The sequence below is a fragment of the Rhodoferax sp. GW822-FHT04A08 genome, from assembly GCF_058801025.1.
In genome coordinates, this window is the sequence record NZ_JBXAMW010000010.1 from 26,408 (window position 1) to 48,831 (window position 22,424).

Sequence of the window (22,424 nt, forward strand, 5' to 3'; positions counted from 1 at the left end):
GTTTATTTGGGGAGTTCTTTTATGCAATGGAGGCTTCTTCTCGGACCGCGCTACGTTGAACTTCATCACGCAAGTCTTCCCAGATGGTGTGGGAAATATCGATAAAGGCCCGCTCGTAGCGAATTTCGCTGACCACGCGCGGTCTGGGCAAGGAAACCGGGTAAACCGACTTCACCGTAGCGGGTCCGGCCGTCAAGACATAGACCTTGTCAGCCAAAGCAATGGCTTCCTCCAAGTCATGGGTGACAAATACCACCGATGCGCGGGCTTGTGACCAGAGTTTGAGCAACTCTTCATGCATCAGCACACGCGTCTGTACATCCAGCGCTGAGAACGGCTCGTCCATCAAAAGAATCTCGGGCTCGTTGATAAAGGTCTGCGCCAGAGATACACGCTTGCGCATACCGCCCGAAAGCTGGTGTGGAAACTTGGACTCGTGGCCGCCAAGGTTGACACGGTCCAGCCACAAGCGAGCCTTCTCATACGCTTGCTTCCTGGGCACACCGCGAAACAGCGGACCAGCCACCACGTTGTCAATCACGCTTCGCCAGGGAAACAGCGCATCGGTCTGAAATGCAAAACCAATGCTGGGGTCTATTCCGTTCACGGCTCTGCCATTGATGCGTACCTCACCACTGGACGGCGTGGCCAGCCCGGTGATGAGATTCAACGTGGTGGATTTGCCGCAGCCGGTGGGCCCCACCACCGCGACAAATTCCCCTCGGGCCACGGACATGTTGAAGTCACGCAGCGCCGTCATTGACTTGCCATCAGGCGTGACAAAGCGTCGACTGACATTGATCAATTGGATAGCTGGTTCACTTTGCATTTTTCACGAACTCGGTGGTGTAGGTCTTTTGCAAATCAACCGTTTTGCCTTTTACATTTTTGGAAAAAGACGACAACACCGACAATACGGTTTCGGGTCCACCCGTTGGCATGACACCATCACTGGTGAACATCCCTTTGCCATCGGCCAGTGCCTTGATATAACCATCACGGTCTGCAGCAACGAAGTCCTTGGGCATCTTGTCGGCGATTTCAGCCGCACTGTGGGTGCTGATGAATTTCAGGGTTTTGACAAAAGCGTTGGCCAGTTTCTGCACCGTGGGCTTGTTCTTCTCGACCCAGTCCGTGGCCATGTAAAGGGACGCAGCAGGGTAAGGGCCTCCCAATGCCTGCTTGGTTTTTTCCAATGTTCGCAGGTCAATCAGCACCCGGGCCTCGCCAGACTTGAGCATCCGAGAAATGGTCGGCTCAGTCGTCATGCCAGCCTGGATCTTGTCCTGCTGCATGGCGGCAATGAAGGTTGTACCTGCGCCCACCGGAAGGTTGCTGAATTCGCCCAGCGGTACGCCAGATTTGACCATCAGGAATTGGGTCAGGAAATTGGTGGAAGAGCCCAGGCCGGTAACGCCCAGGTTCTTGCCACGCAAATCTGCCATGCTTGCAACGTTCGGGTATCGTGAAGACACCAGCTCAACCTCGCCCGGTGCCTGGCTGAACTGAACGACCGATTCGACGAACTTGCCCTTGGTCTGCAAGTCCACGCAGTGGTCGTAGAAACCAACTACCCCCTGGACTGCACCCGCAAGCATTTCGTTTTCGGCGTCCACACCGGATGCTTCGTTGAGCAGCTCAACATTCAGACCTTCAGCCTGAAAGTAGCCCAGACCCTCTGCCAGCTTCGCCGGCAGATAGATTTGCTTTTCGTAGCCGCCAACAATGATGCTGATCTTGTCTGCTGCGAGCGCAGAAGTAGACATCACAATGGCTGCACACAAACCGGTCAGCCGGAATGCCTTCAAAATACCTTGAACAGATTGCATGGATGTTTCCAATCAGAATTTGAAACGCATGCCAACGCCGACTTCATCAGCAGATTTGGCTCCACCGGCTTGGGCAGCCAAGTAGGTATCGGTGGTGTTCAGATGGTCAAAGGCGGCATAGATTTCAGTGGCTGAATCCAAGTGGTAAAAGACCGATCCGTAAACCGTGCTGCGATTGCCACTGCCTACCGCCGTAACGCCACTTGCATCGGCGAATGCATTCAGCACATAACCGGAACCGTTCAATCCGGCGTTGTTGGCCGTCATGACCTGGTATCCCAATTCGTAGTCAAAGGCGCCTCCAGGAGTCAGTTTGGTGGAAAGGGTCCAGGCTGAGTCCTTGCGGTCACCAACTGCGCTGGCTTGTTGGGCCGTGTAGTTGTAGTAGCCGGCGTTCAACTTCACCAAAGGGTTGATCTGAATGGACCCGCCAACTGAATAGCTCTGGTGCGTAAGATTGGCCACATTGGCACTGGTGGCGAATCCGGCGACCGTGAACATATCGCCGTTATAGGCAAGCGAAGCGGTTCTGGAAGTTCCAGTGTTGAAACTATCCGGTACACCACCAAAGGAGTACTGCAAACCAGTCACGAATCCGTTGGAAAACGCCTTCTTCCAGGTAACGCCATTGTTGACACGTGTACCGTTGGCGCTACCCGCGTAAAAGATCAGCTGTTTGAAGTTGTTGTTGTTTGAATAACCGCCTTCTTCCAAGCTTGCCTTGGCCGGACCATACGCATCACCGTAAATGGCAGAAGCAGCTGGGTCGCGACCCAGCGCGTTTTGGCGACCAAAGGTGAGCTTGCCGAGCGACTTGCTTTCCAGACCGAGCCATGCGTCGCGGTTGAAGAGAACTCCCGGGGTATCCATATTGCCGGTTTCGGATTCGAATTCACTTTCCAAACGGAAGATGGCCTTCAGGTCGTTATCGCCGCCCAGTTGGCGTGCACCTGTAATACCCCAACGATTGCCGCTAAACCATGCCACGTCGGGTGATGTGGTGGTGTGTCCATTGGCGTTCTTGTTGAAGAGCGTTATATCAATCAAGCCGTACAGCGTTGCGCTGACAGGTCCGCTGTTGAAAGTCAGTGCACCGGATGTATTGGGCTTTGCCGCGGGTGCTGCCGCACTGTTGCTGGCTTTGGCGCTCTCAGCGGCAGCTTGTGCTTGTTCCAAGGCGGCTTGTGCCTGCTTGGCCGCGGCTTGCGCTTGGGCGGCTGCGGCCTGCGCCTGAGACAGCGCTTGCTGAAGTTGCTCGTTGCTTTGTGCATGCGTGGCCATGGATGCCATGCCCAGTGCTGCGCTCACCAAAATAAGACGTTGTGCTTTCATCAATCGGGTCTCCTATAAATCATTAAATGTCGTCAAAGCCAAAAGGGGTGACGCAACCAGTCAATGCGCGCAAGTGCTGTTGACACCTGTGCTGACCAATCGAAGGGCAATGTATTTGGGGCCTGCTTTCAGTCCGCTTTCAGTCTGTATCGACTAGGGAAAGTACTGAGGACATCTGTCATGTGTCATCTCGGCGATATCATGGAAGCCATGAGAATCCTGGTAGTTGAAGACAATGAAGACCTGGCGCAGTGGCTGATTCGTGCGCTACGTCAGCAACAGTACGCGGTGGACTGGATCAACAATGGGCTTGATGCAGACTATGCGCTGAAGGCGGAAACCTACAACATCGTGATCCTGGATTTGGCCTTGCCCAAGCTGAGTGGTACCGAAGTGTTGCGCAGGCTCAGAAGCCGCAATGATTCCACCCCTGTGCTGATATTGACGGCCAATAACTCTATCCAGAGTCGTGTTGGGGAACTCGACCATGGTGCCGACGACTACGTGGCCAAGCCCTTTGAAATGGAAGAACTGGAGGCTCGAATCCGCATGCTTCTGCGGCGTAGCGCAGGTCACTCCAATCCGGCTATCGCCTGCGGAAATCTAAGCTATGACACCAATAGCCGTGAGTTTGCGATTGCACATCAGCCCTTGTCTCTTACGCCGCGTGAACGAGGTGTCTTGGAGATTCTGATGCGCAAAGAGGGCAGCACGGTATCGAAGGCGGCGCTGGCACAGAGCATTTTTTCCTTGAGCGATGAGACCTCGGTGGATGCCATTGAAATTTATGTGCACCGTCTGCGGAAGAAATTGGATTCCAGCAATGTGCGCATTGTCACGTTGCGCGGCCTTGGCTATTTGTTGCGCGCAACCGGTCATGACACGTAGTCTCAAAGGCAAGTTGCTAACGTGGGTGCTTTTCCCTTTGCTAGGGGCTGTGGGCCTGAACATGTGGGTCAACTATCGCAGCGCAGTACAAACTGCCACCGTAGTTCAGGATCGACTGTTACAGGGATCTGCGCGCATCATCGCAGAGCAGATTCGATTTGAAGACGGGTCATTTCAACACTTGATTCCGCCTGCCGCACTTGAACTGTTTCAGTCGGAAGATGTGGATCGGATTTTCTACAAGGTCACCGTTGAAGGCGGCCAATTGCTGTCTGGATACACCGATCTGGCGCGACCGGAAGTCACTGCTCCACAGGATACGCCCTTCTTTTTCAACAGCCAGATGCGTGGTAAGGACGTACGAGTCGTGGCACTTTGGCAGCCCGTCATTGGCAATCCGACTGCAGCGCCAGCGGTGGTAGAGGTTGCACAGACCACCAATGCAAGACAGCAACTGATTCACAAGCTTTGGCTTCAATCGGTAGTTCCACAGCTTTTCATTCTGGCAATGACCATGGTGCTCATCGTGTTTGGGTTGAACCGTGGATTGCTGCCTTTGCGCCGCCTGCGTGACGTGATTCATTCACGCAAGCCGGGTACCCTCGAGCCCGTGATTGCGCATGAATTACCCAACGAATTGACGCCGCTCGTGGACTCGCTGAACGACTACATTCGAAGATTGGAGGAGCACGTCAATACCCACGAAGTATTTATACAGAATGCGGCGCATCAACTACGGACTCCATTTGCAGTGTTAAGTACGCAATTGAGCTATGCCATGCGCAACAGCCAGGGCGTTGGACACACCGAATCCCTGGCCGCGGCCAGGCGCACTTTGAGCCGTGCCATTCGATTGGTAAATCAGCTGCTGTCGCTATCGTTGGCGCAGACGCTGGACCAAAACAAGGACGGAGCTAGTTCGGAAACTACCCAACTGACGGTAGTTGTGCAGGAGGTGCTTGAGAATCTCGCAGGGCTGTCACAGGAAAAGAACATCGATCTGGGATTCGAGGATCATGGAGATGGGGCGGTCGTGCAAGGGCGTTCCCTGGTGATCAGTGAAATGGTGATGAATCTGGTGGATAACGCCATTCGCTATACCCCAAGCGGTGGTCATGTAACGGTTCGTCTTCACTCGACGCAGGACACAAGCACATTGGTAGTGGAGGACAGTGGACCAGGAATTGCTCCTGAGCTACGGGAAAAGGTCTTCGAACGATTCTTCCGCATTGACAACCACGACTCGCAGGGAAGTGGCCTGGGATTGTCGATTGTTCGAGCCTTTGCCGAGCGCACTGGCGCCAAGGTTTCTCTAGATACCATTGCCAATGGAAGTGGGCTGAGAGCCTGTTTGCAGTTTTGCAATGCGCAGGTTTAATCACTGTGCCCAATAGGGCTGCGCTCATGGTCTGATACCTCCAACCAGATCCATATTTACGAGCTTTTGCCTTGGCGTGCGGCCGGAGTGACCAGCTTCATTTGCTCACGTTGCGTGCGGCGTCCAGCGGGTAAGTTCCACCAGGCGCTCCAATGCAAATCCTCCCAAGACGGAGTTTCCTTTTGCGTCGAGCTCCGGCGCCCAGACTGCGATCGTTCCGATGCCGGGTGCCACCGCCACGATGCCTCCACCCACTCCGGTTTTCACTGGAAGCCCGATGCGGTAGGCATAGTCTCCGGCCGCGTCGTAGGCACCGCAGGTGAGCAGCAGGGCGTTGACCCGGCGGGCATCATCTGCATTCAGGAACTGCGCATCTGCTTGCCCGCTCTGGCCCAGGTTGCGACCACTGTGGGCGAGGAACATGGTGGCTTGAGCGAGCTGAACGCAGTTCATCTCAACGGCACATTGCCGACAATAGTTGTCCAGCACCAGTTCCGGTGCGTTGTGGAAGTTCCCACAACTCTTCATGAAATAGGCCATGGCCATGTTGCGGTGTGAGGTGCCACGCTCTGATTTGGCAACCTCGGTGTTCCAGTTGAGCATGGGTGCATCGGCCAACTTGCGCAGTGCACCCAAAAGTGCGTAGTCCAGATGCGCGTAGTGGCTGGTCAAAATGTCCGTTATAACCAGTGCACCCGCATTGATGAATGGGTTACGCGGGATTCCATGCTCCGTCTCGAGTTGCACCATGGAATTGAAGGCAGCTCCAGAGGGTTCGCGGCCGACCCGCTTCCAGACATCATCGCCAATGGCCTTGAGTGCAAGCACAAACGTGAAGAGTTTGGAGATACTTTGCAAGGAGAATGGAACGTTGGCATCGCCCACCGAACAGGTTTGCCCATCAGTGAAGGCCACTGCGATGCCAAATTGACGGGGATTGACCTTGGCAAGGGCAGGTATGTAGCTTGCCACCTTGCCCTGGCCAAACAGGGCGCGTGCTTCATCGCTAATTTGTGCAAGTATGTCCTGCATGTGGGATGGCTCCGTCATGCGATTGTTCCTGCTGGATTTGTTCATCGCGCGGATTCTAAGATTGCCGCCGCACCATGTATGCACGAAACACATTGCGCAGATGCGCAATGTGCATTTGTGGAGTTGGTGATTTGCCTGTTCGACGCTAGCCCTCTGGCTAGTAAGCAGGAGCTAGATGATCGGCCATTGAATAGACAAAGGCTTGCTGCAGACTCGCAGCGATTGGTGCCCCTCTTGGGTTTGTGTCAAACACTCCGCCGTTTCGCAACCTTACGCTGCAACCGCAACCCTTGCAACGCGACGGCGCCCGTACAGCATGAAGACCGAGGCCAGACCGCAGGCTGCGGCAAAGGTCATCCAGTAGCCGGGCGCCGCCTTGTCGCCGCTGACCTCAATCAACCAGGTCGACAGCATGGGAGTGAATCCGCCAAATATGGCAGTCGCCAGACTGTAGGCCAGCGAAAAGCCTACGGTGCGCACATGGACCGGCATCACTTCCGTGAGTGCAACCACCGCTGCGCCGTTGTAGCTGGCGTACATGAAGGAGAGCCACAGTTCGGTCACCAGCAGGTTCTCAAAGCTGATGTTGGCTACCAGCCAGGACAGGATGGGATAGGCAGTCAATATGGGCAGCAGGGTAAAGGTCACCAGAATTTTCTTGCGTCCCACCTTGTCTGACAGCGCGCCCATGACGGGCAGCCAGAAAAAGTTCGACATACCGACACAAAATGTGGTGAGCAGGCTGTCGGCAGTACTGAGCTTGAGCACGCTCTTGCCAAAGGTGGGTGTGTAGACCGTGATCAGGTAGAACGACACGGTGGTCATCACCACCATCATCATGCCGGCCAGCACGATGCGCCAGTTGGCACCGATGGATTGCAGGATTTCCTTGAAGGTAGGATGGTGCTTTCGCGCCAGGAATTCATCGGTTTCCTGCAGTGAGCGACGGATTACAAATATCACCGGAACGATCATGCAGCCGATGAAGAATGGCACGCGCCAACCCCATGCGCCAATTTGGGCAGGAGTCAGCCATTGGCTCAGCAGGTATCCGATGATGGCTGAAGCCATGATGGCGACCTGCTGGCTCGCGGACTGCCAGCTGACATAGAAGCCTCGGTTGCCAGGGGTGGCCATTTCGGACAGGTAGACCGATACACCGCCGAGCTCCACGCCGGCAGAGAAGCCCTGCAGCAAGCGGCCAATCAGGACCAGAATGGGCGCAGCAATGCCTATGGTCGCGTAGCCGGGCACAAAGGCAATCAGCACGGTACCCAGAGCCATGATGCCCAGCGTGACGATGAGCCCCTTGCGGCGCCCAATCCGGTCTATATAGCTGCCCAGAATCACAGCTCCCAGAGGCCGCATCAGAAAGCCGGCCCCGAATGTGGCAAAGGTCAGGATGAGCGACGCATACTCGTCATTGCTGGGGAAAAAGGTTTTGGAGATGTAGGTGGCGTAAAAACCATACAGAAAGAAATCAAACATCTCCAGGAAGTTGCCGCTCGTCACCCGCAACACGGTTGACAGTCTGGATTGCGCAGGTTTTTGGATATCTGTCATGGTGACCTCATTCAGTGTGCTGTGGAAGCGGCGGGCGTGAGACCGGTCTTCCGGATGGTGGGGGCTGCCTCGTTGGATGTGAGGTAGTCGATCAAAGCCTGCGCTGGCGCGTGCTCTTTGGAATTGGCCACGATGCCGGCAGAGAATGGCGTGAGTTGCTGTGTTTCTTCGGGGATCTCACCGATGAAGTCAATTCCTGGAATCGGCAGCAGTTCGCTGACCTGCTGGAAGCCAAGATCCGCCTCGCCGCGTGCCACTACCTGTGCCACGGGTTCGGCCGGGATCATGCGACTTTTGCCCTTGATTTGGTCAGCAATACCCAGGCGTGGGAACAAGACTTTCGAGAGGTACTCGCCACTCGCGCTGTCGGAGTAGGCAATGGAGCGCGCATTCAGCAGAGCCTGTTTCAGACCCTCCACGGTACTCACGTTGGGCTTGGCTGATCCCGCAGGCACTGCGACGCCAATCTTTGAGTTGGCCAGCAGGCGGTGGCTGGTATCTTCGACGCGGCCTTGCTGGACAAGCTTGTCCAGGGCATCGCCCACCATGATGACCACGTCTATTGGCTCTCCGCGCTCCAGACGTTTGGGGATTGCGCCGCTGGTCTCACCCATCGATGGACCCCACACCGCGACCAGTTTGTGTCCCGTGCGCACTTCAAAGCCGGGAGCCAGTGCGCGATATGCAGCGGCAAATCCGCCGGAGCTTGCCACATGGATTTCGTCTGCAAAACCAAGTGACACCATTGCCGGTGCCATTGCCAGGAATAGAAGACGCGCCGTGCGTCCAGGCTTGAACCCAAGTTTCATGTCATCTCCTTTTGTGCTTGTATGTGGCTTGGGGGCGGATGATGCGTGGCCGCAATTGAAAACACAATTGCATTAATTTGATATATTGATGCTTCATGCGCATTAATACAGAAATCGGCGAACTTCAAGCCCTCCTAGCGGTTGCCCAGAAGTCCAGCTTCCGGGCGGCGTCAGAGAGTCTGTTTATTTCGCAGCCAGCCTTGAGTCGGCGTATTGACAAGTTGGAGAAGGACTTGAAATGCCAATTGCTGGAACGAACCACGCGCAGGGTGTCCCTGACCGATGCCGGGCGCCAGTTTTTGTCCCATGCGCAAGCGGTCATCGATGAACTGGAGCGTGCCTACCAGGGCTTGGAAGCCAGAGCGGTCGCGCGCACCGGCAAGGTGACCATCGCCTGCGTTCCCTCGGTGGCCAATCATTTGCTTCCATCGGTCCTAAAGGACTTCGCCAGGACCTATCCGTCTGTGCGTGTCAAAGTGATCGATGAAAGTGCGCAGACAGTGCTAGACAGCGTACGGGAAGGGCTGGCAGATTTTGGCTTGAGCTTTCTTGGAAGCCAGGAGGCTGAACTGGACTTTACGGCCATCCGGGCAGAGCGCTATGTTGTCGTAGTCCCCAAGGAGCATGCATTGGCGCGGCGCAAGACAGTCGCTTGGCGGCAGCTTGAAAAGGAGCCTTTGGTTTCCGTCTCCAGCACCAGCGGCAACCGTTTGCTCATTGACAGTGCTTTTGCAAAAACCAGCAAGAGACCGACCATCCAGTATGAAATCAACCATGTCACGGGGGCCATCAATCTGGTGGCTGCCGGACTGGGCATTGCCATCATTCCGGGCCTGGCGTTGGATGCCCAGCTTCACCCCGGACTCATGGGCGTGCCATTGGTCGACCCGGCCATCACGCGGACCCTGGGCCTGATCGTGCGCAAAGGGGACAAGATCCACGACATGGCGCGGGTATTGGCCGACACACTGTCAGCGGCCATCCGGGATTCTTAGCTCTTGGGTGACAGTCGTGAGAGGGCAAAGAAACCTTTCACTTCCACCAGCCCCAGAGGCACGACCAGCCCTTAGTGCTTCATCCCACAGAACTTCCCAAACGCAATGCCCTTGCATGCGGCCAGCAGTGCGCCTTCGCAAACCTCATCAGGCTTGCCGGATCGCAGGCACTTGGCAGCTTCGGTGTGGGCGGCGGCAATGCGTTCGTGCTTGGCAATGTCGTCCAGCGTCTCCTGGCTGAGTTCAGGCGTTGCCGCGAATGCGTGCGCCGACAGGGCCAACGAAGCGAAGATCAGAAGCCAGGATTTCATAGTTCACCTTGATTGAAGAAGTTCCAGAACACTTACACGGTAGGCGCCCACTGCCGGCAGGATGGCTGCGGCCAGTGATACGCCGCAAGCCATTGCGGGCACCCACAGCAATTCGATGGGCCAGACCATGCCACCAATCAGCAGCGAGTTGTCGAGCTGCAGCATCCAGCCGATCAGCGCGGTGAGCCCCTGACCGGCGGCCACGCCTATCACGGCCGACAGCACGCCCAGCCATAGCGCCTCGCCCATCAGCAACGCAGCAATCTTGGCCGGTGGTGCACCCAGCATGCGCAGCAGAGCCAGGTCTGAGCGGCGCTCACGCACGGCGCTCCACAATGCAATGAACACGCTCAGGCCCGCGGTCAGCAGCAGCACGCCGGCAAAGGCGCGCAGCACGTCGGTGCCAATGCCCAGCATGTTGAGTAGGCGCGATATTTCCACGGCGGGTGCGGCGGCCTGCATCTCGGTGGTGGTGTTGACCATGCGTGGGAAGCTCATGGCGGCCAGCGGTGTCTTGTACTGGATGAGGGCCATGGTGACTTCGCGCTCGTCTTCCATGATCTTGCGGTCTTCGTCGTCCACAGCGGTGTAGTCCTCGTGCACCTTCCACACCGATGCGGTGTCGGTCACGATCAGACGGTCGATCACGGTGCCGCTGGGCTGCAATATGCCGACTACGGTGTAGGGGTGGTCACCGTGCAAGTGGCCGCCAGCGCCCAGACCATGCGAGCCCACAAAGGTGTTGCCCACCTGGATGCCGAGCTTGCGGGCCACGATGGAGCCAACCACCACCTGCATGGGCGCGTCCCAGGTGCGCCCCTGTGCCAGCGTGGCACCGTAGTGGTCCACATATTCATGCGAGCTGCCCACGATGCGAAAGCCGCGCAGGTTGTCCCCCAGGCTGATGGGGATGACAGACGCCACCATCGGGTTCTGCTGCAGCGCCTTGACCGCCTTGAGCGGTATGTTGCCCGGTGGCACATCGATATGGAACACGCCGCACAGAATCAGCTGCATGGGGCTGCCCTTGGCACCCACCACCACGTCGATGCCGGCCAGGTCCTTGTCAAAGGCCTTGTTCAGTTGGAAGCTGACCAGCAGCAAGAAGGTGATGGAGGCCAGGCCCAGGCTGAGCAGCAGCACGTTGAGCGACGCGCCCAGTGGGCGGGACCAGAGGTAGCGCCAGGAGAGTGCAATGGTCTTCATGCTGCGGCACCTTCGGTCTGGCGGGTGAGCTTCAGGGCGGTAAAGCCGGGTTGTCCGTCGGGTGCGGGCTGGATCATGGGTGCAACGCGCCCGTCGTGGGTGGCAATCACCAGGGTGGCGCCGAATTGCCTTGCGGTCTGCACCAGCATCTCCACGGCAGATGTCGCCGCCTCATCGTCCAGGCTGGCAGTGGGTTCGTCGGCCAGTATCACCTTGGGTTGCAGAAGCACGGCGCGCGCCAGCGCCACGCGCTGCGCCTGGCCACCGGAGAGTTGCGAGGGTTTGCGTGCGCCAAGGTCTGCCACGCCCAGGGCTTGCAGCGTGGAGCGGATGCGGCTCGTGTCCTCTGCCTGACCGGCGGCCCACTGGGCCATGGCCAAGTTCTGCGCTACCGTGAGCGCTGCGCTCAGGTGCAGCTTTTGCGGCAGAAAGCCGATGGTGGTCGCGCGCCAGGCATCGGCGGCTACACCACTGAGATTGCCCAGCGCCTGACCAGCCACTGTGAGGCTGCCCGCGCTGGGTTTGACCAGCGCGGCGACCAGCGCGAGCCATGTGGATTTGCCGCAACCCGAGGGGCCGCTGAGCAACACGACTCTGCCTTGCGTCACGTCGATGTCGGGAAACTGGATAGGGCTGCTGCCCGGATAGCTGTATGTGAGGTTGGAGGTCTGTATCACGAGGCAGCTCCGGTGGCGCAGTCGGCACAGACGCCACGTACGGCAAAGTCCATGCTGTAGCCCTGGTAGCCCAGTGCGCGCAGGGCCTCCAGCGCGTTTTGCGCGGCGCGCTCCAGGTCGTTGGCACTGGCCTTGAGCGCTCCGGCCAGAGGGCTGTCGCGGTGGCAGCTCTGGCACTCGAAGTGGGGGATGGCATGCACGCTGGCGGGCATGGCCTGGAAGCGCCGCACGCGGTTCACATCCACGCGGCACAGCAGCAGGCCTACCTGCGTGAGGCGGTCGATCAGTCGGTACAGCGTGACGCGGTCCAGCTCGGTGGATACGTCTTCCGTCAAGGCCGCCAGCAACTGGGCATGCGTGTAGCTGGTATCCGGATGCGCCAGAAACCAGCCCAGCACCAGACGCCCAGTGGCGGTCTTTCGCAAGCCGTGGGCGCTGAGCAGGGCGTCGATGGGGTCTTCGGCTTTGGCGGGCGGCTTCAACTTGGTCATGGCGGGAATGTAAAGTAACGCAACAAAGTTGCGTAGAAAAATTAAAGCAACATATTTGCGTTAGACTTTAACGCAATTTGATTGCAATTCTATGAATCTGCCTCCGGATATTTATCAAGCCCTTGTAAAGATCGTCTCGTAATGAGCTCTAAACCCTTGTCTTTCTTTCTCCGTGCGCCTTCGTTTCTGGCCTGGCCAGCCTGGTTGCGCATCGCGGCGGTGGCGCCGCTGTTGATGCTGTTGTGGCTGGCCGTGAACTGGGCGAATGCGCCGCTTGCACCATGATCCGTCTGGACAACGTGTGTGTGGGCTACCGCCGTCAGACTGCCTTGCAGCAAGTCAGCGGTTTTTTTGCGGCGGGCTCGCTCACTGCGGTGATGGGCCCCAATGGGGCAGGCAAGAGCAGCTTGCTCAAGGCCCTGGTGGGCGCCTTGCCTCTGCGCTCGGGCATGCTGCAACTGAGCGTGCCGATCAGTCGAGTCGCTTATCTGCCGCAGCTGGCGGAGATAGACCGCAGCTTTCCCATCCATGTGCGCGACTGCGTCATGCTGGGCGCCTGGGGTGCCGCAGGCGCTGTGCGGCGTATCGATGCCGACCTGCGTGCGCGTGTGGACCAGGCTTTGCATACCGTGGGTCTGGAGGGGCTGGAGCAGCGCGCTATCGGAACGCTGTCAAGCGGGCAGTTGCAGCGGGCTTTGTTTGCGCGGTTGCTGGTGCAGGATGCGCCGCTGATCTTGCTGGATGAGCCCTTCAATGCGGTAGATGGTCGCACCACGCAGGCGCTTCTGCAGATCGTGGCGCACTGGCATGCGCAGCAGCGCACGGTGGTTGCCGTGATCCACGATGAATTGCAGGCACGCCTGCACTTTCCACAAACCCTGCTGCTGGCACGCGAGGTGGTGGCCTGGGGCGAGACTTCGGACGTTCTGCAGGATGTGCACCTGCAGCGTGTACGCCGCCTGGCTGAATCCTGGGAATCCGATGGCACAGGTGCAGCCCACGAGGGCGCCTGGGGAACGCCAAGGGCGGTGGGCGCATGACACCCCTGGTCCAAAGTCTGTGGGATTTGGCGGTCGCCCCGTTTGCCGAATTTGCCTTCATGCGCCGAGCGCTGGTGGCCAGCATGGCGCTCTCGATGAGTGCTGCGCCACTGGGCGTGTTCCTGACCTTGCGCCGCATGAGTCTGTTGGGGGACGCGCTCAGCCATGCGGTGTTGCCGGGCGTGGCCATGGGCTTCATGCTGTGCGGGCTGTCGCTGTCTGCCATGGCACTGGGGGGCGTGTTGGCTGGCATTGCCGTGGTGGCGGTGGCAGGCGTGGTCAGCAATGTCACCGCGCTCAAGGAAGACGCCAGTCTGGCGGCCGTTTACCTTGTCGCGCTGGCTCTGGGGGTGGTGTTGATTTCCCACCAGGGCAGCCAGCTGGATCTGCTGCACATCCTCTTTGGCAGTGCGCTGGGTGTGGATGGGGCGGGCTTGCAGTGGGTGGCTGGCGTTGCCAGCCTCAGCCTAGTGGCGCTGGCCGTGCTCTACCGGGGGCTGGTGCTGGAGAGCTTTGATCCGCTGTTTCTGGCGGCCTCGGGGCGCCGCGGCTGGCTATGGCAGCAAGGCTTTCTGATTCTGGTGGTGCTGAACCTGGTGGCAGGCTTCCAGACCCTGGGCACGTTAATGGCGGTCGGCCTGATGATGCTGCCCGCCGTGTCCGCCCGGCTCTGGCATGACAGCCTGCCAGCACAACTGGTCAACGCCAGTGCGCAAGCGATGGCTGCAGCAGCCAGTGGGTTGCTGCTTTCCTACCACTTCAACACGCCCACAGGCCCCACCATCATCGGCTGTTGCGGCGCCTTGTATGGGGTGTCGCTGGTCCTGGCGCCGGGTGGCTGGCTGCAACGCGCCGCACCGCTGCGGGCGCGACCGGTCTGAGCACGCTTTTCTTCTTTTTTCAACAATCTCTATTTGGGTGATATCCATGAAACGTCTTTCGCAATGGCTACTGGCGCTTGCTGCCTTTGTCTTTCTCAACGCCTCTGCCCTGGCGGCGGGCAAGGTGCAGGTCACCACCAGCTTCAGCATCCTGCAGGACCTGGTGCAGGTGGTGGGGGCAGACCGGGTGGAGGTGCATGCCCTGGTTGGACCGGATGAGGATGCTCACGTGTTCGAGCCCAAGCCCACACATGCCAAACGCATCCTGCAGTCGCAACTGGTGGTCACCAACGGCCTGGGCTTTGAGCCCTGGATGGCCAAGCTGGTGAAGTCTTCCGGCTACAAGGGGCTGGTGGTGCAAGCCTCGGACGGTGTGACTGCACGTACCATGCCGGCTGAAACGGGTGGTGGAGTGGAGACCGATCCGCATGCCTGGCAGGACCCCACCAATGTGATTCTGTACGTGCGCAACATTGCAGCGGGCCTGTCCAAGCTGGACCCGGATGGCGCTGCAACCTATCGCGCCAATGCGGAAAGCTATGTGGCTGAATTGCAGAAGCTCGACACCTGGGCACAAGAGCAGATTGCCACCATCCCGGCCAACAAACGCAAGGTGATCACCAGCCACGATGCGTTCGGCTACTTCGGTGCGCATTTTGGCGTCACCTTGCGGGCGCCCCAGGGCATTTCCACCGAAGCAGAGCCCAGTGCCAAGGGCGTGGCCAAGCTCATACGGCAAATCAAGCAGGAGCAGATCAAGGCCGTGTTTCTGGAGAACATGAGCAACTCCAAGCTGATCACTCAGATCGCCAAGGACACCGGCGTCATCCTGGGGCGTCCGCTGTTTGCCGATGCGCTATCCAAGTCCAACGCCGAAGGTGCCAGCTACCTCCAGCTAATGCGCTACAACGTCAAGGCCCTGGTGGAAGGCATGCAGATGAATTGAGCGTCAGCGCTGCATCGCGAACTCGACCGCATCAGCAACGCTCCAGAACATGCGCTGCTCCTGGCCCAAACCTGATGGGTCCCAGTTGGCCAGCAAGCTGCGCACGGTGGTCTTGGCTCGGGCGATGTAGAGCGTGGTGCCCAGGGACTTGAGTTGCTGATCCAGCTCCAGCAGGCAGTCCACCGCGGTGCTGTCGAGGTCGCCGCTTTCCTCCAGGCTGAGGATGACGGCTTTCACGCCTGGCCGGGCACGCAGCAACTTGCCGATCTCGGCGGTGACGCGCTCGGCGCTGGCAAAAAACAGGGGCTCCTCCGGGCGCAGAATGAGCAGCCCCGGTTTTGCGAGGGCACCTTGCTGCACATGGATATCGACAAAGTTGCGTGAATTGCCCAACTCCCCCAGCTCATGCACCACGGGCTGGCTGAAGCGGTTCAATGCAATCACGATGGACAGCCCCACCGATGCCAGCATGCCGTCCAGCACGCCCAGAAACAGCACGGCCAGTGCCGCACCCACCAGCAGCACCCGGTCGCGGTTCATACGCCAGAGGCTGATCAAGGGCTTGATGGACAGCGCATGCCACAGCGCGCTGATGACGGCCACGGCCAGCACGGGGCGGGGCAGGTAGTGCAGGGCGGGCAGGGCAAAGATCAGCGTGGCAAGCACAGCCACCAGCGCCACGGCGCCGGATTTTCTGGAAACTGCGCCGGCAGCCGCATTGGCCGAGGTCGCGGAAAAGCCGGCGCCCACTGGCATCCCATGCAGCAGTGCGGAGGCTGTATTGCACGCTCCCACCACCAGCAACTCGCGGTTGGCATCCAGCGTGTCGCCATGCGCAAGTGCCATGGGACGCATGCTGCCCCAGGACTCGGCAAACACCAGCATGACCAGCCCGAATGCCAGTTCACCAGCGCGCATCCACTGGGGCATGCTCAGATCAGGAAAGCCAAACTGTAGGGTAACCGCCTCTATGGCGCCGATTTCCTGCACCCCCAGCGCCTTCAGGTTCCCCAGATGGGCCGCCGCAATGGCCAGCACGATCACCAGCAGCGAAGCGGGAATCTGCGGTTTGCGATGCAAGGCAGCGATGAGCAGCGCAGCGGCCACGGCAATGGCCACGCTGGGGCCATGCCAGAGTTCCATGTGGCCCAGCGTGAAGTACAGGACATGGACCGGGTCCGTGACCAGTTGGGCCGGTAATGGAAAACCGAATGCGTCGGGCAGTTGCTTCACCGCAATGGAAATTGCCAGGGCAAAGGCAAAACCCTTGAGTACCGGGCGCGAGATGAAGGACGACAGTTGTCCCTGCTTGGCAAAGGCCAGCAGGATCAGCATCACACCACACAGCAGCACCAGTGCCAACACGGCCTGCACATAGGCCGCGCCATCTTGCAGTACTGTGCTCCCGCTTACGGACACGGCCGCCGCTGCAACCAGTGTGGCCGTGCTGGACGTCGGGGAAACAATGGCAAAGCGGCTACCGCCAAAAAGCGCATACAGCGCCAAACCCACCAGCACGGCCGTCAGGGCGTGCGTCACCGGAAGATGGGCCAGGCCTGCGTAGGCGACCGCTTCGGGCAGCAGCAGGCCGGCTACGCACAAGCCGGCAACCAGGTCGCGCCAGCGTGGTGCGGGCTGTGCCACCACCTCAGCTGGAGTGGACATCGAACTCCCCACGGTCGTAGGCCTGGTTGAACAGAACGGCGTCCTTGCGCACCTGCTGGGCACAGCGCTTGGCGCTTGCCAGCAGCGGCGAGCGCCATGCCTTGCGTTTACCAAAGGCGATCAATTCGTCCGCACCGGCAGAGCCTTGGCGGGCACAGGTGCGCAGGTGGGCCCAGGCAACCATCTGGCCCATGGCATGGATCAGATCTTCCTGCCCACCGGGTGCCAGTGTGGACTCCGAAATGCGGATGCGATCTTCCGAGGGTTGCAGGGCGCGCAACACGTAGGAGGCCTTTGCATCTTCAATGGAATTCAGGAAGGCCATGGGCACGGCCTGTATGCGCTGCTGCAGTGTCACCACCCTTTGCCCCTCACTGGGCCAGCGCGGCTGTTTTGTCTTCAGATACGGAGTGAGCGAGGACGGCACCGCGCGCTTGAGGTCCAGCAGGTAGTTGCCATCCACGCCGCCCTTGCCCTGCACCAGCACCATGTAGCGCTCCAGACCCAGGCTGCCGGTTCCCGCGATGCGTCGCGCCACGTCCAGCACGCGGTAGAAGCCTGGAGTGGACAGTGTTGATGCATACGAGGAGATGAGTGCCTTGACATGCTTGCGCTCCTGCGCGCTCGCTGGCAGGGCCTTCTTGCCGTCCAGCCGTATGGCGCGCTTGCCCCCACGGACATCGGTGCGCGTGTCCAGAAACGCGCTGCGTTTGCGCTCACGCAGATCGGATAACAAATGATGAATCGGGCCCGTGGCTGTCTCGCGTTCCAGCCAGTAGGACTTGCCCAGGCTGAGCGCCTCGGCATAGGCCTGCACAAAAGCCTGGCACAGCACTTGCGCCCGCTTGGACTTGAGGCCTGCGTCCATGGCGCCGATTTCAATGCTGGCCAACATGCGCACCAGATCCCAGTTGGCTGGCGCCAGTGCGGCTTCGTCGAAGTCGTTCAGGTCGAAATAGACTTGGCCGTTGCTGCCCTTGTAGCTGCCGAAGTTTTCCAGATGCAGATCGCCGCAAGCCCAGACCAGAGGCGCATCCTTCAGCCGCTCCTGCGTTGCAAACTGCTGGTAAAACAGGTGGCAGGTAGCGCGCAAAAAAGCGAAGGTGCTGGCGCGCATCTTCTGGTACTTCATCGCCAGGCGCTGCGGGTCGCGTCCTGCGTTGAAGCTCTTTATAAGGGTCGGGGCATCGACATCCATGGTCACGTGCAAGAGCGGACTCCGCTCACGGTGTGGGCTTGAGTGTTTCACCCATGCTTTGCAGCGGCCCCAGCGGGTTTGTGCGCAGGTCCGTCGTTTCGATCTTGGGCTGGCCGTCCCATTGCTTGTAGACGACCTTGTCGTCGATGACAACGATGAGGGCTGAAAATTTCCAGCCAGTGGTCACCGTGTTGCGTCTGAAATTCAGAAAGTCCAGCAGAAAGTTGCCTTGGCGCTTCTGGTCAATCTTGCTGGGCTCCATCAGATAGCCGACACATGCCTCCTGCACGCGCATGCAGTCCACAATGCCCTTGGGGATGGAAGCTGAATCCTGCAGAGGGGATGGCAGGACCGCGTTGACCACCTGCGCCTGGTTCAGCACCTTCATGTTGGCTGTCTTGTAAGGGTCGAATCCCAGCTCGCGCACCGTCTGCATGGTGGTGACAAAGGGCGTGATCTGGTCGTAGCTGCGCTTGGCACCTTCGAAATCCGACCAAGGCGTATTCACCGCCTGCTTGGCCGAGGGCAACATGCTCGAGCAGGCGCAGATCTGGAGTGACGTCAGTATCAGTAGAAGTTTCTTCATTAGCGCTGTTCGGTAACTGCCTTCACCGCAATCCACTTGCCACCCTTGAGCTCCAGATCGTATTTCTCCAGGGACTCCAGTCGATAAGACTGACCACTGCGTACGCCGCTCTCAATGGTGACAGCCTCCACATGAAGCTTGATGCAGCCACCCATGTCGCGCGCGCTGACTGCGGGGCGGCGGCTGCTGAACTGCTCCAGATCCGCCAACGCCTTGAACGTGCTTTCGGCCAGTTCGCTGCGATTGAAGCCCAACTCGGCCACACCACCGTCAGAGCGGCGGACGCGGGCGGTGATGGCGGCATCTTGGGCGAATTTCTGTACGAAATCATTGGCATTGCGAACCAGGATGGCACCATCCAGTTCGGCCAGCCATTGATCAGCGATCTGCCGGGCATGGCAACCCGAGCTGTCGGTGCTGGGCGCAAGGGTTGGGGCTGGTGTATTCGCCGGTGCGGGTGCGACCGGTTTGGGTGAGGGGGCCGGAGCCGCAGTCTTGTTTACTTTGGGTACGCGGCCACTTTTGACGGCCTCATCCATGCTCTGGCGGGCCAGTGCTTCCAACTGGTCATCAAATGCGCCCGGCACATAGAAGGCGGGCACGCGATCAAGAATCTTGGGCATCAGCACCGTAAGCAGGGCGCGTTCACGCAGCTTCTCAACGACGGGCGCAAAGCCGACCTTGCCGGGGTCCACCGCCACTTCGCCCACCGGGGACTGCAACACGGTGCCACCCGATACGACCTTGTCATACGTGCCTTCCGGTTGGTCCATGTCCACCGACATTTCGGTACTGATCACAAAGGGTTCATGGTCGGTCCCGCGAATACCTACGGTGGCCGACGGCGTGGTCAGCTTGTAATTTTCCTTGCTGGTGGAGCTCAGCCAGCCCGAAATCATGCGCAATGCGCCGCGCAGAATATGGATGGTCTGACCGTCCGCCGCGGAGCCCTTGGCGGCGAATTTTTCCACCACGAAGATGGCGTTGGGTCGGATCGCAATCACGCCGGCATCATCGGTCTTGAGCACGGCTTCACCGGTGCTGCTGGCCTGTACCCGCTCGCCCACGTACACGGCGTCACCCATCTTGAGCTCATGCGTGGTTGCGCTGCCCAGGCTCCTTGCCGTCACCACACCGCGAACCTGGAAGACGGTGGCGAAATGCTCCTGAGCATGTGCCGGCAGGTTCAGCAACAGACAGATCAGGGCCCATAGCGGGATTGAAATTTTGCGTAAATGGTGTTGCATGACATACCTCAAGAACCAAACACCCCGCAGTCGCTGCCTTCAATGCATGCCAGTCAGATAAAAAGCTGCCCAATAGTAGGGATGGGGAAACTTTTTGCGGGTCTCCAATTGTGCGCCTCGCAGAGCCTCATCTGGCGTGTTCTTTGCCAAATTACGGTACATCTGGGCCATGAGCTGTCCGGTGGACTCATCATCCACTTTCCATAGAGAGGTCACGACCGAGCTGGCGCCGGCATAGAGCAGGCCACGCGTCAGCCCGACCACATCGTCTCCGCTGCCCACCGCACCCAGGCCGGTCTCGCAGGCCGACAGGGTGACCAGCTCGGCATCCAGGCCCAGTTCATACATGTCGGAAACGGTGAGGCGGTTGTCCTGCCCTTGGGGTGCTGACAGCAGCAAGGCGGAGGCCAGCGGCTGTTGGGCGTCAAACTCGCCGTGGGATGCCACATGCACATATTTGGCAGCGGGCGCCAGACGGGTGAAAGCCTCCTTGGTGGCCCTGTCCCTGAGCAGCAGATTGGGTGTGGCCAGAAGGCTGGCGACCGTCTGTGCTTCATTTTGCGCACCGGGCAAATCCATGTCGGGGTTATGCAGGTCCGGGTTGCCCAGGACCAGGCTCTGGCCTGCGTCATTGGAGCGATGGGGTCGCAGGAACTGCAGCACGCTGGCACTGGGCAGCATGCGGATGGAATACCGGTCTACCAGGTACTGGTCACCATCCATCAGTGCGGCAAAGGGCAGGTAATGCAGCGCGCCATGGGCCACGATGGTCAGCTTGGGCGTACGGATGCGGCTGGCGACGGGCGCTATCAGCCGCTGGTACATGGCGTTCAACAGAGGTTGCACATCCAGTCGTTTGCTGATGCTGGCGCGCAACCTGCGGATGTCTTTTTCCAGGTCGGTGCTGTCAATCTTCTGGGCGGTAATACCTTCTCGTTGCACCACCAGTACGAACATGTCGCCGCCATGCGCAAAATAGGCCAGCAAGGTTTCATCCGCCGACAGCAAGGCCTGGATTTCCTCCGGCTTCAGGGCCTTGACCGATACTAGGCCGCGCAACTCGGCGGGCATGCGAACCGACTGCACACCGCGTTCGGCAGATTCGACACTGCGCACACGGGACAAGGACTGTTCGCGCAGCTGCACGTCTTTTTGGTTCACCTCGGCCAGCGCCTGCGCAATGTTGGCGTCCTGCTGCCGTTCGCCGGCAGGCGCGCCAAAGCGCTGCTTGCTGGCCAGCATGTCCACCAGTGCCCGTGACTTGCTGCGTTCCACCACTTCCAGCGCTTCGGGGTAGCGGCCTTGGCTGAAGAGCAGTGCCACCAGTTTGGCATACACATCCTGCTTGTCGCCGATGAAGCCGATCTTGTTAGCCTCGGTGTTGATGCTGGCACGTTGACTCTCGATGATGGTAAGTGCCTTGCGGTAGGCTTCTATGGCCTGATCGTAGGCCTTCTCCTTTTCGAGGATGTCGCCGTAGTCGGCCAGCACCATCCAGTGGATTTCGCTATTGGCCGCGATCTGAGGAATCTTCAGCATGGATTCAAACCCGCGCCTGGCACGTTCGCGCTCGCCCAATTCGAGCAAGGCCTTGTTTTCCATGTAGGCGCGCGGCAGCTCAATCCAGACCCAGTTGTTTTCATTGCGCAGGAAGGCGCCGGTGGCCAGGTTGTCCAGAAACTTGCGCAATGGCAGGGTCTTGTCCAATGCCAACGCATCCAGTGCTTCCGGCCAGTAACCCAGGGACATGCTCACCCGGGCCTGCGCCAGGGACTTGGCACCTATGGCTTCGTCATCGCCCAGCACGCTGACCGGGACTCTGCGGATTTCTCCCAGCAGACCATCGGCCTGGTAGCGCTTGTTCAGGTTCTTGAGCGCAATGGCTTGCACGGCCAATGCCTGGATGAGGATGTCCTTTTCACTTTCCCCATCCTGCTTGTACCAGTCGCGCGCGCGCTGTGCCTGCTGCACGGCGTTGTCGTACTGCCCGAGTTCAAGCGCCGTCTCGGCGCGCATCAGAAAGGCCGTAGGCGTGGCGTCGTCCAGACCGAACAAGCGGGTTCTCTTGTCCCGTGCCGTGGTGAGCGCGGCTTCGAGCGAGTCCAGGCATTTGTTGATCTGGTCGTAGCGCTTGAGTTTGAAGTAGCCATAACACAGCGCATGCCAATCCGCCACTTTCATGGGCCCGGCATTGGCCTGCGCCTGCAGGCCCTTCACCAGCTCGTCAAACGCGCCCCGTCCCGCCAGCGAGACCTGCTCGTTGCCACTGAGTGCCGCGTGGGCACCCGTGGCCCAGGTGGCCATGACCAGAAGGCCGCAGGCCAGAAGGCGTGTGATGGAGCGCATACAA

General features: G+C 59.3%; 22 protein-coding genes. 7 read left to right on the forward strand and 15 right to left on the reverse strand.

Features of this window, described 5'->3' with window-relative positions; translation table 11 throughout:
* Positions 1-19 precede the first annotated feature (19 nt).
* The 3 genes from AC1RMF_RS18240 to AC1RMF_RS18250 all read right to left on the reverse strand — a co-directional run bounded on the left by AC1RMF_RS18240 (position 20) and on the right by AC1RMF_RS18250 (position 3,161).
* Complete coding sequence (locus AC1RMF_RS18240) at positions 20-829, reverse strand: ABC transporter ATP-binding protein (RefSeq protein WP_493143340.1); 810 nt, start codon at positions 827-829, stop codon at positions 20-22.
* Positions 819-1,766, reverse strand: coding sequence for an ABC transporter substrate-binding protein (locus AC1RMF_RS18245; RefSeq protein ID WP_446738069.1), 948 nt, complete (start codon positions 1,764-1,766; stop codon positions 819-821). Before AC1RMF_RS18245 ends, AC1RMF_RS18240 begins: the two co-directional genes overlap by 11 nt.
* Before the next feature lie 75 nt (positions 1,767-1,841).
* Positions 1,842-3,161 (reverse strand): porin, encoded by a 1,320-nt coding sequence (locus tag AC1RMF_RS18250; RefSeq protein ID WP_342618537.1) that lies wholly within the window; start codon positions 3,159-3,161, stop codon positions 1,842-1,844.
* 210 nt (positions 3,162-3,371) lie between these two features.
* Here AC1RMF_RS18250 and AC1RMF_RS18255 point away from each other — a divergent pair, with 210 nt between their 5' ends.
* On the forward strand, positions 3,372-4,049 hold the full coding sequence (locus AC1RMF_RS18255) for a response regulator (protein ID WP_342621183.1): 678 nt from the start codon (positions 3,372-3,374) through the stop codon (positions 4,047-4,049).
* Entirely contained in the window at positions 4,039-5,427 is a 1,389-nt protein-coding gene (locus AC1RMF_RS18260; protein ID WP_342618536.1) for a sensor histidine kinase, read from the forward strand. Before AC1RMF_RS18255 ends, AC1RMF_RS18260 begins: the two co-directional genes overlap by 11 nt.
* 105 nt (positions 5,428-5,532) lie before the next feature.
* On the opposite strand, the gene AC1RMF_RS18265 is transcribed toward AC1RMF_RS18260, so the two are convergent.
* The 3 genes from AC1RMF_RS18265 to AC1RMF_RS18275 form a co-directional block, all read right to left on the reverse strand.
* Positions 5,533-6,477: a glutaminase gene (locus AC1RMF_RS18265; RefSeq protein ID WP_493143342.1), complete on the reverse strand. Its 945-nt coding sequence runs from the start codon at positions 6,475-6,477 to the stop codon at positions 5,533-5,535.
* A gap of 252 nt (positions 6,478-6,729) precedes the next feature.
* Positions 6,730-8,022: an MFS transporter gene (locus AC1RMF_RS18270; protein WP_493143344.1), complete on the reverse strand. Its 1,293-nt coding sequence runs from the start codon at positions 8,020-8,022 to the stop codon at positions 6,730-6,732.
* 11 nt (positions 8,023-8,033) lie between these two features.
* A complete protein-coding gene (locus tag AC1RMF_RS18275) occupies positions 8,034-8,831 on the reverse strand; it encodes a substrate-binding domain-containing protein (protein WP_493143345.1) in 798 nt (265 codons plus the stop codon).
* A 95-nt stretch (positions 8,832-8,926) separates the two neighbouring features.
* On the opposite strand from AC1RMF_RS18275, the gene AC1RMF_RS18280 reads away from it, so the two are divergent.
* Positions 8,927-9,826: a LysR family transcriptional regulator gene (locus AC1RMF_RS18280; protein ID WP_493143347.1), complete on the forward strand. Its 900-nt coding sequence runs from the start codon at positions 8,927-8,929 to the stop codon at positions 9,824-9,826.
* A 71-nt stretch (positions 9,827-9,897) separates the two neighbouring features.
* On the opposite strand, the gene AC1RMF_RS18285 is transcribed toward AC1RMF_RS18280, so the two are convergent.
* From AC1RMF_RS18285 to AC1RMF_RS18300, 4 genes are read right to left on the reverse strand one after another with little or no spacing between them, the layout of a single operon-like run.
* Entirely contained in the window at positions 9,898-10,137 is a 240-nt protein-coding gene (locus AC1RMF_RS18285; RefSeq protein ID WP_342618531.1) for a hypothetical protein, read from the reverse strand.
* 3 nt (positions 10,138-10,140) lie between these two features.
* A complete protein-coding gene (locus AC1RMF_RS18290) occupies positions 10,141-11,343 on the reverse strand; it encodes an ABC transporter permease (RefSeq protein WP_342618530.1) in 1,203 nt (400 codons plus the stop codon).
* A complete protein-coding gene (locus AC1RMF_RS18295) occupies positions 11,340-12,020 on the reverse strand; it encodes an ABC transporter ATP-binding protein (protein ID WP_493143350.1) in 681 nt (226 codons plus the stop codon). The genes AC1RMF_RS18290 and AC1RMF_RS18295 overlap by 4 nt, the downstream gene beginning before the upstream one ends.
* On the reverse strand, positions 12,017-12,511 hold the full coding sequence (locus AC1RMF_RS18300) for a Fur family transcriptional regulator (protein ID WP_342618528.1): 495 nt from the start codon (positions 12,509-12,511) through the stop codon (positions 12,017-12,019). Before AC1RMF_RS18300 ends, AC1RMF_RS18295 begins: the two co-directional genes overlap by 4 nt.
* 156 nt (positions 12,512-12,667) lie before the next feature.
* Here AC1RMF_RS18300 and AC1RMF_RS18305 point away from each other — a divergent pair, with 156 nt between their 5' ends.
* The 4 genes from AC1RMF_RS18305 to AC1RMF_RS18320 are packed head-to-tail and all read left to right on the forward strand — an operon-like array spanning position 12,668 to position 15,378.
* Positions 12,668-12,796, forward strand: coding sequence for a hypothetical protein (locus tag AC1RMF_RS18305; RefSeq protein ID WP_342618527.1), 129 nt, complete (start codon positions 12,668-12,670; stop codon positions 12,794-12,796).
* The gene (locus tag AC1RMF_RS18310) at positions 12,793-13,551 is read left to right on the forward strand and encodes a metal ABC transporter ATP-binding protein (protein ID WP_493143352.1); all 759 of its coding nucleotides are present in this window, start codon (positions 12,793-12,795) and stop codon (positions 13,549-13,551) included. The genes AC1RMF_RS18305 and AC1RMF_RS18310 overlap by 4 nt, the downstream gene beginning before the upstream one ends.
* Complete coding sequence (locus AC1RMF_RS18315) at positions 13,548-14,432, forward strand: metal ABC transporter permease (RefSeq protein WP_493143354.1); 885 nt, start codon at positions 13,548-13,550, stop codon at positions 14,430-14,432. The genes AC1RMF_RS18310 and AC1RMF_RS18315 overlap by 4 nt, the downstream gene beginning before the upstream one ends.
* A gap of 46 nt (positions 14,433-14,478) precedes the next feature.
* Positions 14,479-15,378: a metal ABC transporter substrate-binding protein gene (locus AC1RMF_RS18320; RefSeq protein ID WP_493143356.1), complete on the forward strand. Its 900-nt coding sequence runs from the start codon at positions 14,479-14,481 to the stop codon at positions 15,376-15,378.
* Between the two features lie 3 nt (positions 15,379-15,381).
* On the opposite strand, the gene AC1RMF_RS18325 is transcribed toward AC1RMF_RS18320, so the two are convergent.
* Genes AC1RMF_RS18325 through AC1RMF_RS18345 form a run of 5 tightly spaced genes read right to left on the reverse strand, consistent with a single transcriptional unit; the run spans position 15,382 to position 22,420 of the window.
* On the reverse strand, positions 15,382-17,043 hold the full coding sequence (locus tag AC1RMF_RS18325; RefSeq protein ID WP_493143358.1) for a SulP family inorganic anion transporter: 1,662 nt from the start codon (positions 17,041-17,043) through the stop codon (positions 15,382-15,384).
* Positions 17,027-18,241, reverse strand: a complete 1,215-nt coding sequence (locus AC1RMF_RS18330; protein ID WP_493143360.1) for a DUF2252 domain-containing protein — start codon at positions 18,239-18,241, stop codon at positions 17,027-17,029. Before AC1RMF_RS18330 ends, AC1RMF_RS18325 begins: the two co-directional genes overlap by 17 nt.
* Positions 18,242-18,266: 25 nt before the next feature.
* Positions 18,267-18,827, reverse strand: a complete 561-nt coding sequence (locus tag AC1RMF_RS18335) for a hypothetical protein (protein ID WP_493143361.1) — start codon at positions 18,825-18,827, stop codon at positions 18,267-18,269.
* Positions 18,827-20,074: a FecR family protein gene (locus AC1RMF_RS18340; protein ID WP_493143363.1), complete on the reverse strand. Its 1,248-nt coding sequence runs from the start codon at positions 20,072-20,074 to the stop codon at positions 18,827-18,829. The genes AC1RMF_RS18335 and AC1RMF_RS18340 overlap by 1 nt, the downstream gene beginning before the upstream one ends.
* Positions 20,075-20,113: 39 nt before the next feature.
* Positions 20,114-22,420: a CHAT domain-containing protein gene (locus AC1RMF_RS18345; RefSeq protein WP_493143365.1), complete on the reverse strand. Its 2,307-nt coding sequence runs from the start codon at positions 22,418-22,420 to the stop codon at positions 20,114-20,116.
* Positions 22,421-22,424 lie beyond the last annotated feature (4 nt).

Bases quoted from the DNA above. Each gene is read 5' to 3' on its own strand.
- AC1RMF_RS18240 (WP_493143340.1), bottom strand. From the start codon at position 829: ATGCAAAGTGAACCAGCTATCCAATTGATCAATGTCAGTCGACGCTTT.
- AC1RMF_RS18245 (WP_446738069.1), bottom strand. From the start codon at position 1,766: ATGTCTACTTCTGCGCTCGCAGCAGACAAGATCAGCATCATTGTTGGC.
- AC1RMF_RS18250 (WP_342618537.1), bottom strand. From the start codon at position 3,161: ATGAAAGCACAACGTCTTATTTTGGTGAGCGCAGCACTGGGCATGGCA.
- AC1RMF_RS18255 (WP_342621183.1), top strand. From the start codon at position 3,372: ATGAGAATCCTGGTAGTTGAAGACAATGAAGACCTGGCGCAGTGGCTG.
- AC1RMF_RS18260 (WP_342618536.1), top strand. From the start codon at position 4,039: ATGACACGTAGTCTCAAAGGCAAGTTGCTAACGTGGGTGCTTTTCCCT.
- AC1RMF_RS18265 (WP_493143342.1), bottom strand. From the start codon at position 6,477: ATGACGGAGCCATCCCACATGCAGGACATACTTGCACAAATTAGCGAT.
- AC1RMF_RS18270 (WP_493143344.1), bottom strand. From the start codon at position 8,022: ATGACAGATATCCAAAAACCTGCGCAATCCAGACTGTCAACCGTGTTG.
- AC1RMF_RS18275 (WP_493143345.1), bottom strand. From the start codon at position 8,831: ATGAAACTTGGGTTCAAGCCTGGACGCACGGCGCGTCTTCTATTCCTG.
- AC1RMF_RS18280 (WP_493143347.1), top strand. From the start codon at position 8,927: ATGCGCATTAATACAGAAATCGGCGAACTTCAAGCCCTCCTAGCGGTT.
- AC1RMF_RS18285 (WP_342618531.1), bottom strand. From the start codon at position 10,137: ATGAAATCCTGGCTTCTGATCTTCGCTTCGTTGGCCCTGTCGGCGCAC.
- AC1RMF_RS18290 (WP_342618530.1), bottom strand. From the start codon at position 11,343: ATGAAGACCATTGCACTCTCCTGGCGCTACCTCTGGTCCCGCCCACTG.
- AC1RMF_RS18300 (WP_342618528.1), bottom strand. From the start codon at position 12,511: ATGACCAAGTTGAAGCCGCCCGCCAAAGCCGAAGACCCCATCGACGCC.
- AC1RMF_RS18310 (WP_493143352.1), top strand. From the start codon at position 12,793: ATGATCCGTCTGGACAACGTGTGTGTGGGCTACCGCCGTCAGACTGCC.
- AC1RMF_RS18315 (WP_493143354.1), top strand. From the start codon at position 13,548: ATGACACCCCTGGTCCAAAGTCTGTGGGATTTGGCGGTCGCCCCGTTT.
- AC1RMF_RS18320 (WP_493143356.1), top strand. From the start codon at position 14,479: ATGAAACGTCTTTCGCAATGGCTACTGGCGCTTGCTGCCTTTGTCTTT.
- AC1RMF_RS18325 (WP_493143358.1), bottom strand. From the start codon at position 17,043: ATGTCCACTCCAGCTGAGGTGGTGGCACAGCCCGCACCACGCTGGCGC.
- AC1RMF_RS18330 (WP_493143360.1), bottom strand. From the start codon at position 18,241: ATGGATGTCGATGCCCCGACCCTTATAAAGAGCTTCAACGCAGGACGC.
- AC1RMF_RS18335 (WP_493143361.1), bottom strand. From the start codon at position 18,827: ATGAAGAAACTTCTACTGATACTGACGTCACTCCAGATCTGCGCCTGC.
- AC1RMF_RS18340 (WP_493143363.1), bottom strand. From the start codon at position 20,074: ATGCAACACCATTTACGCAAAATTTCAATCCCGCTATGGGCCCTGATC.
- AC1RMF_RS18345 (WP_493143365.1), bottom strand. From the start codon at position 22,420: ATGCGCTCCATCACACGCCTTCTGGCCTGCGGCCTTCTGGTCATGGCC.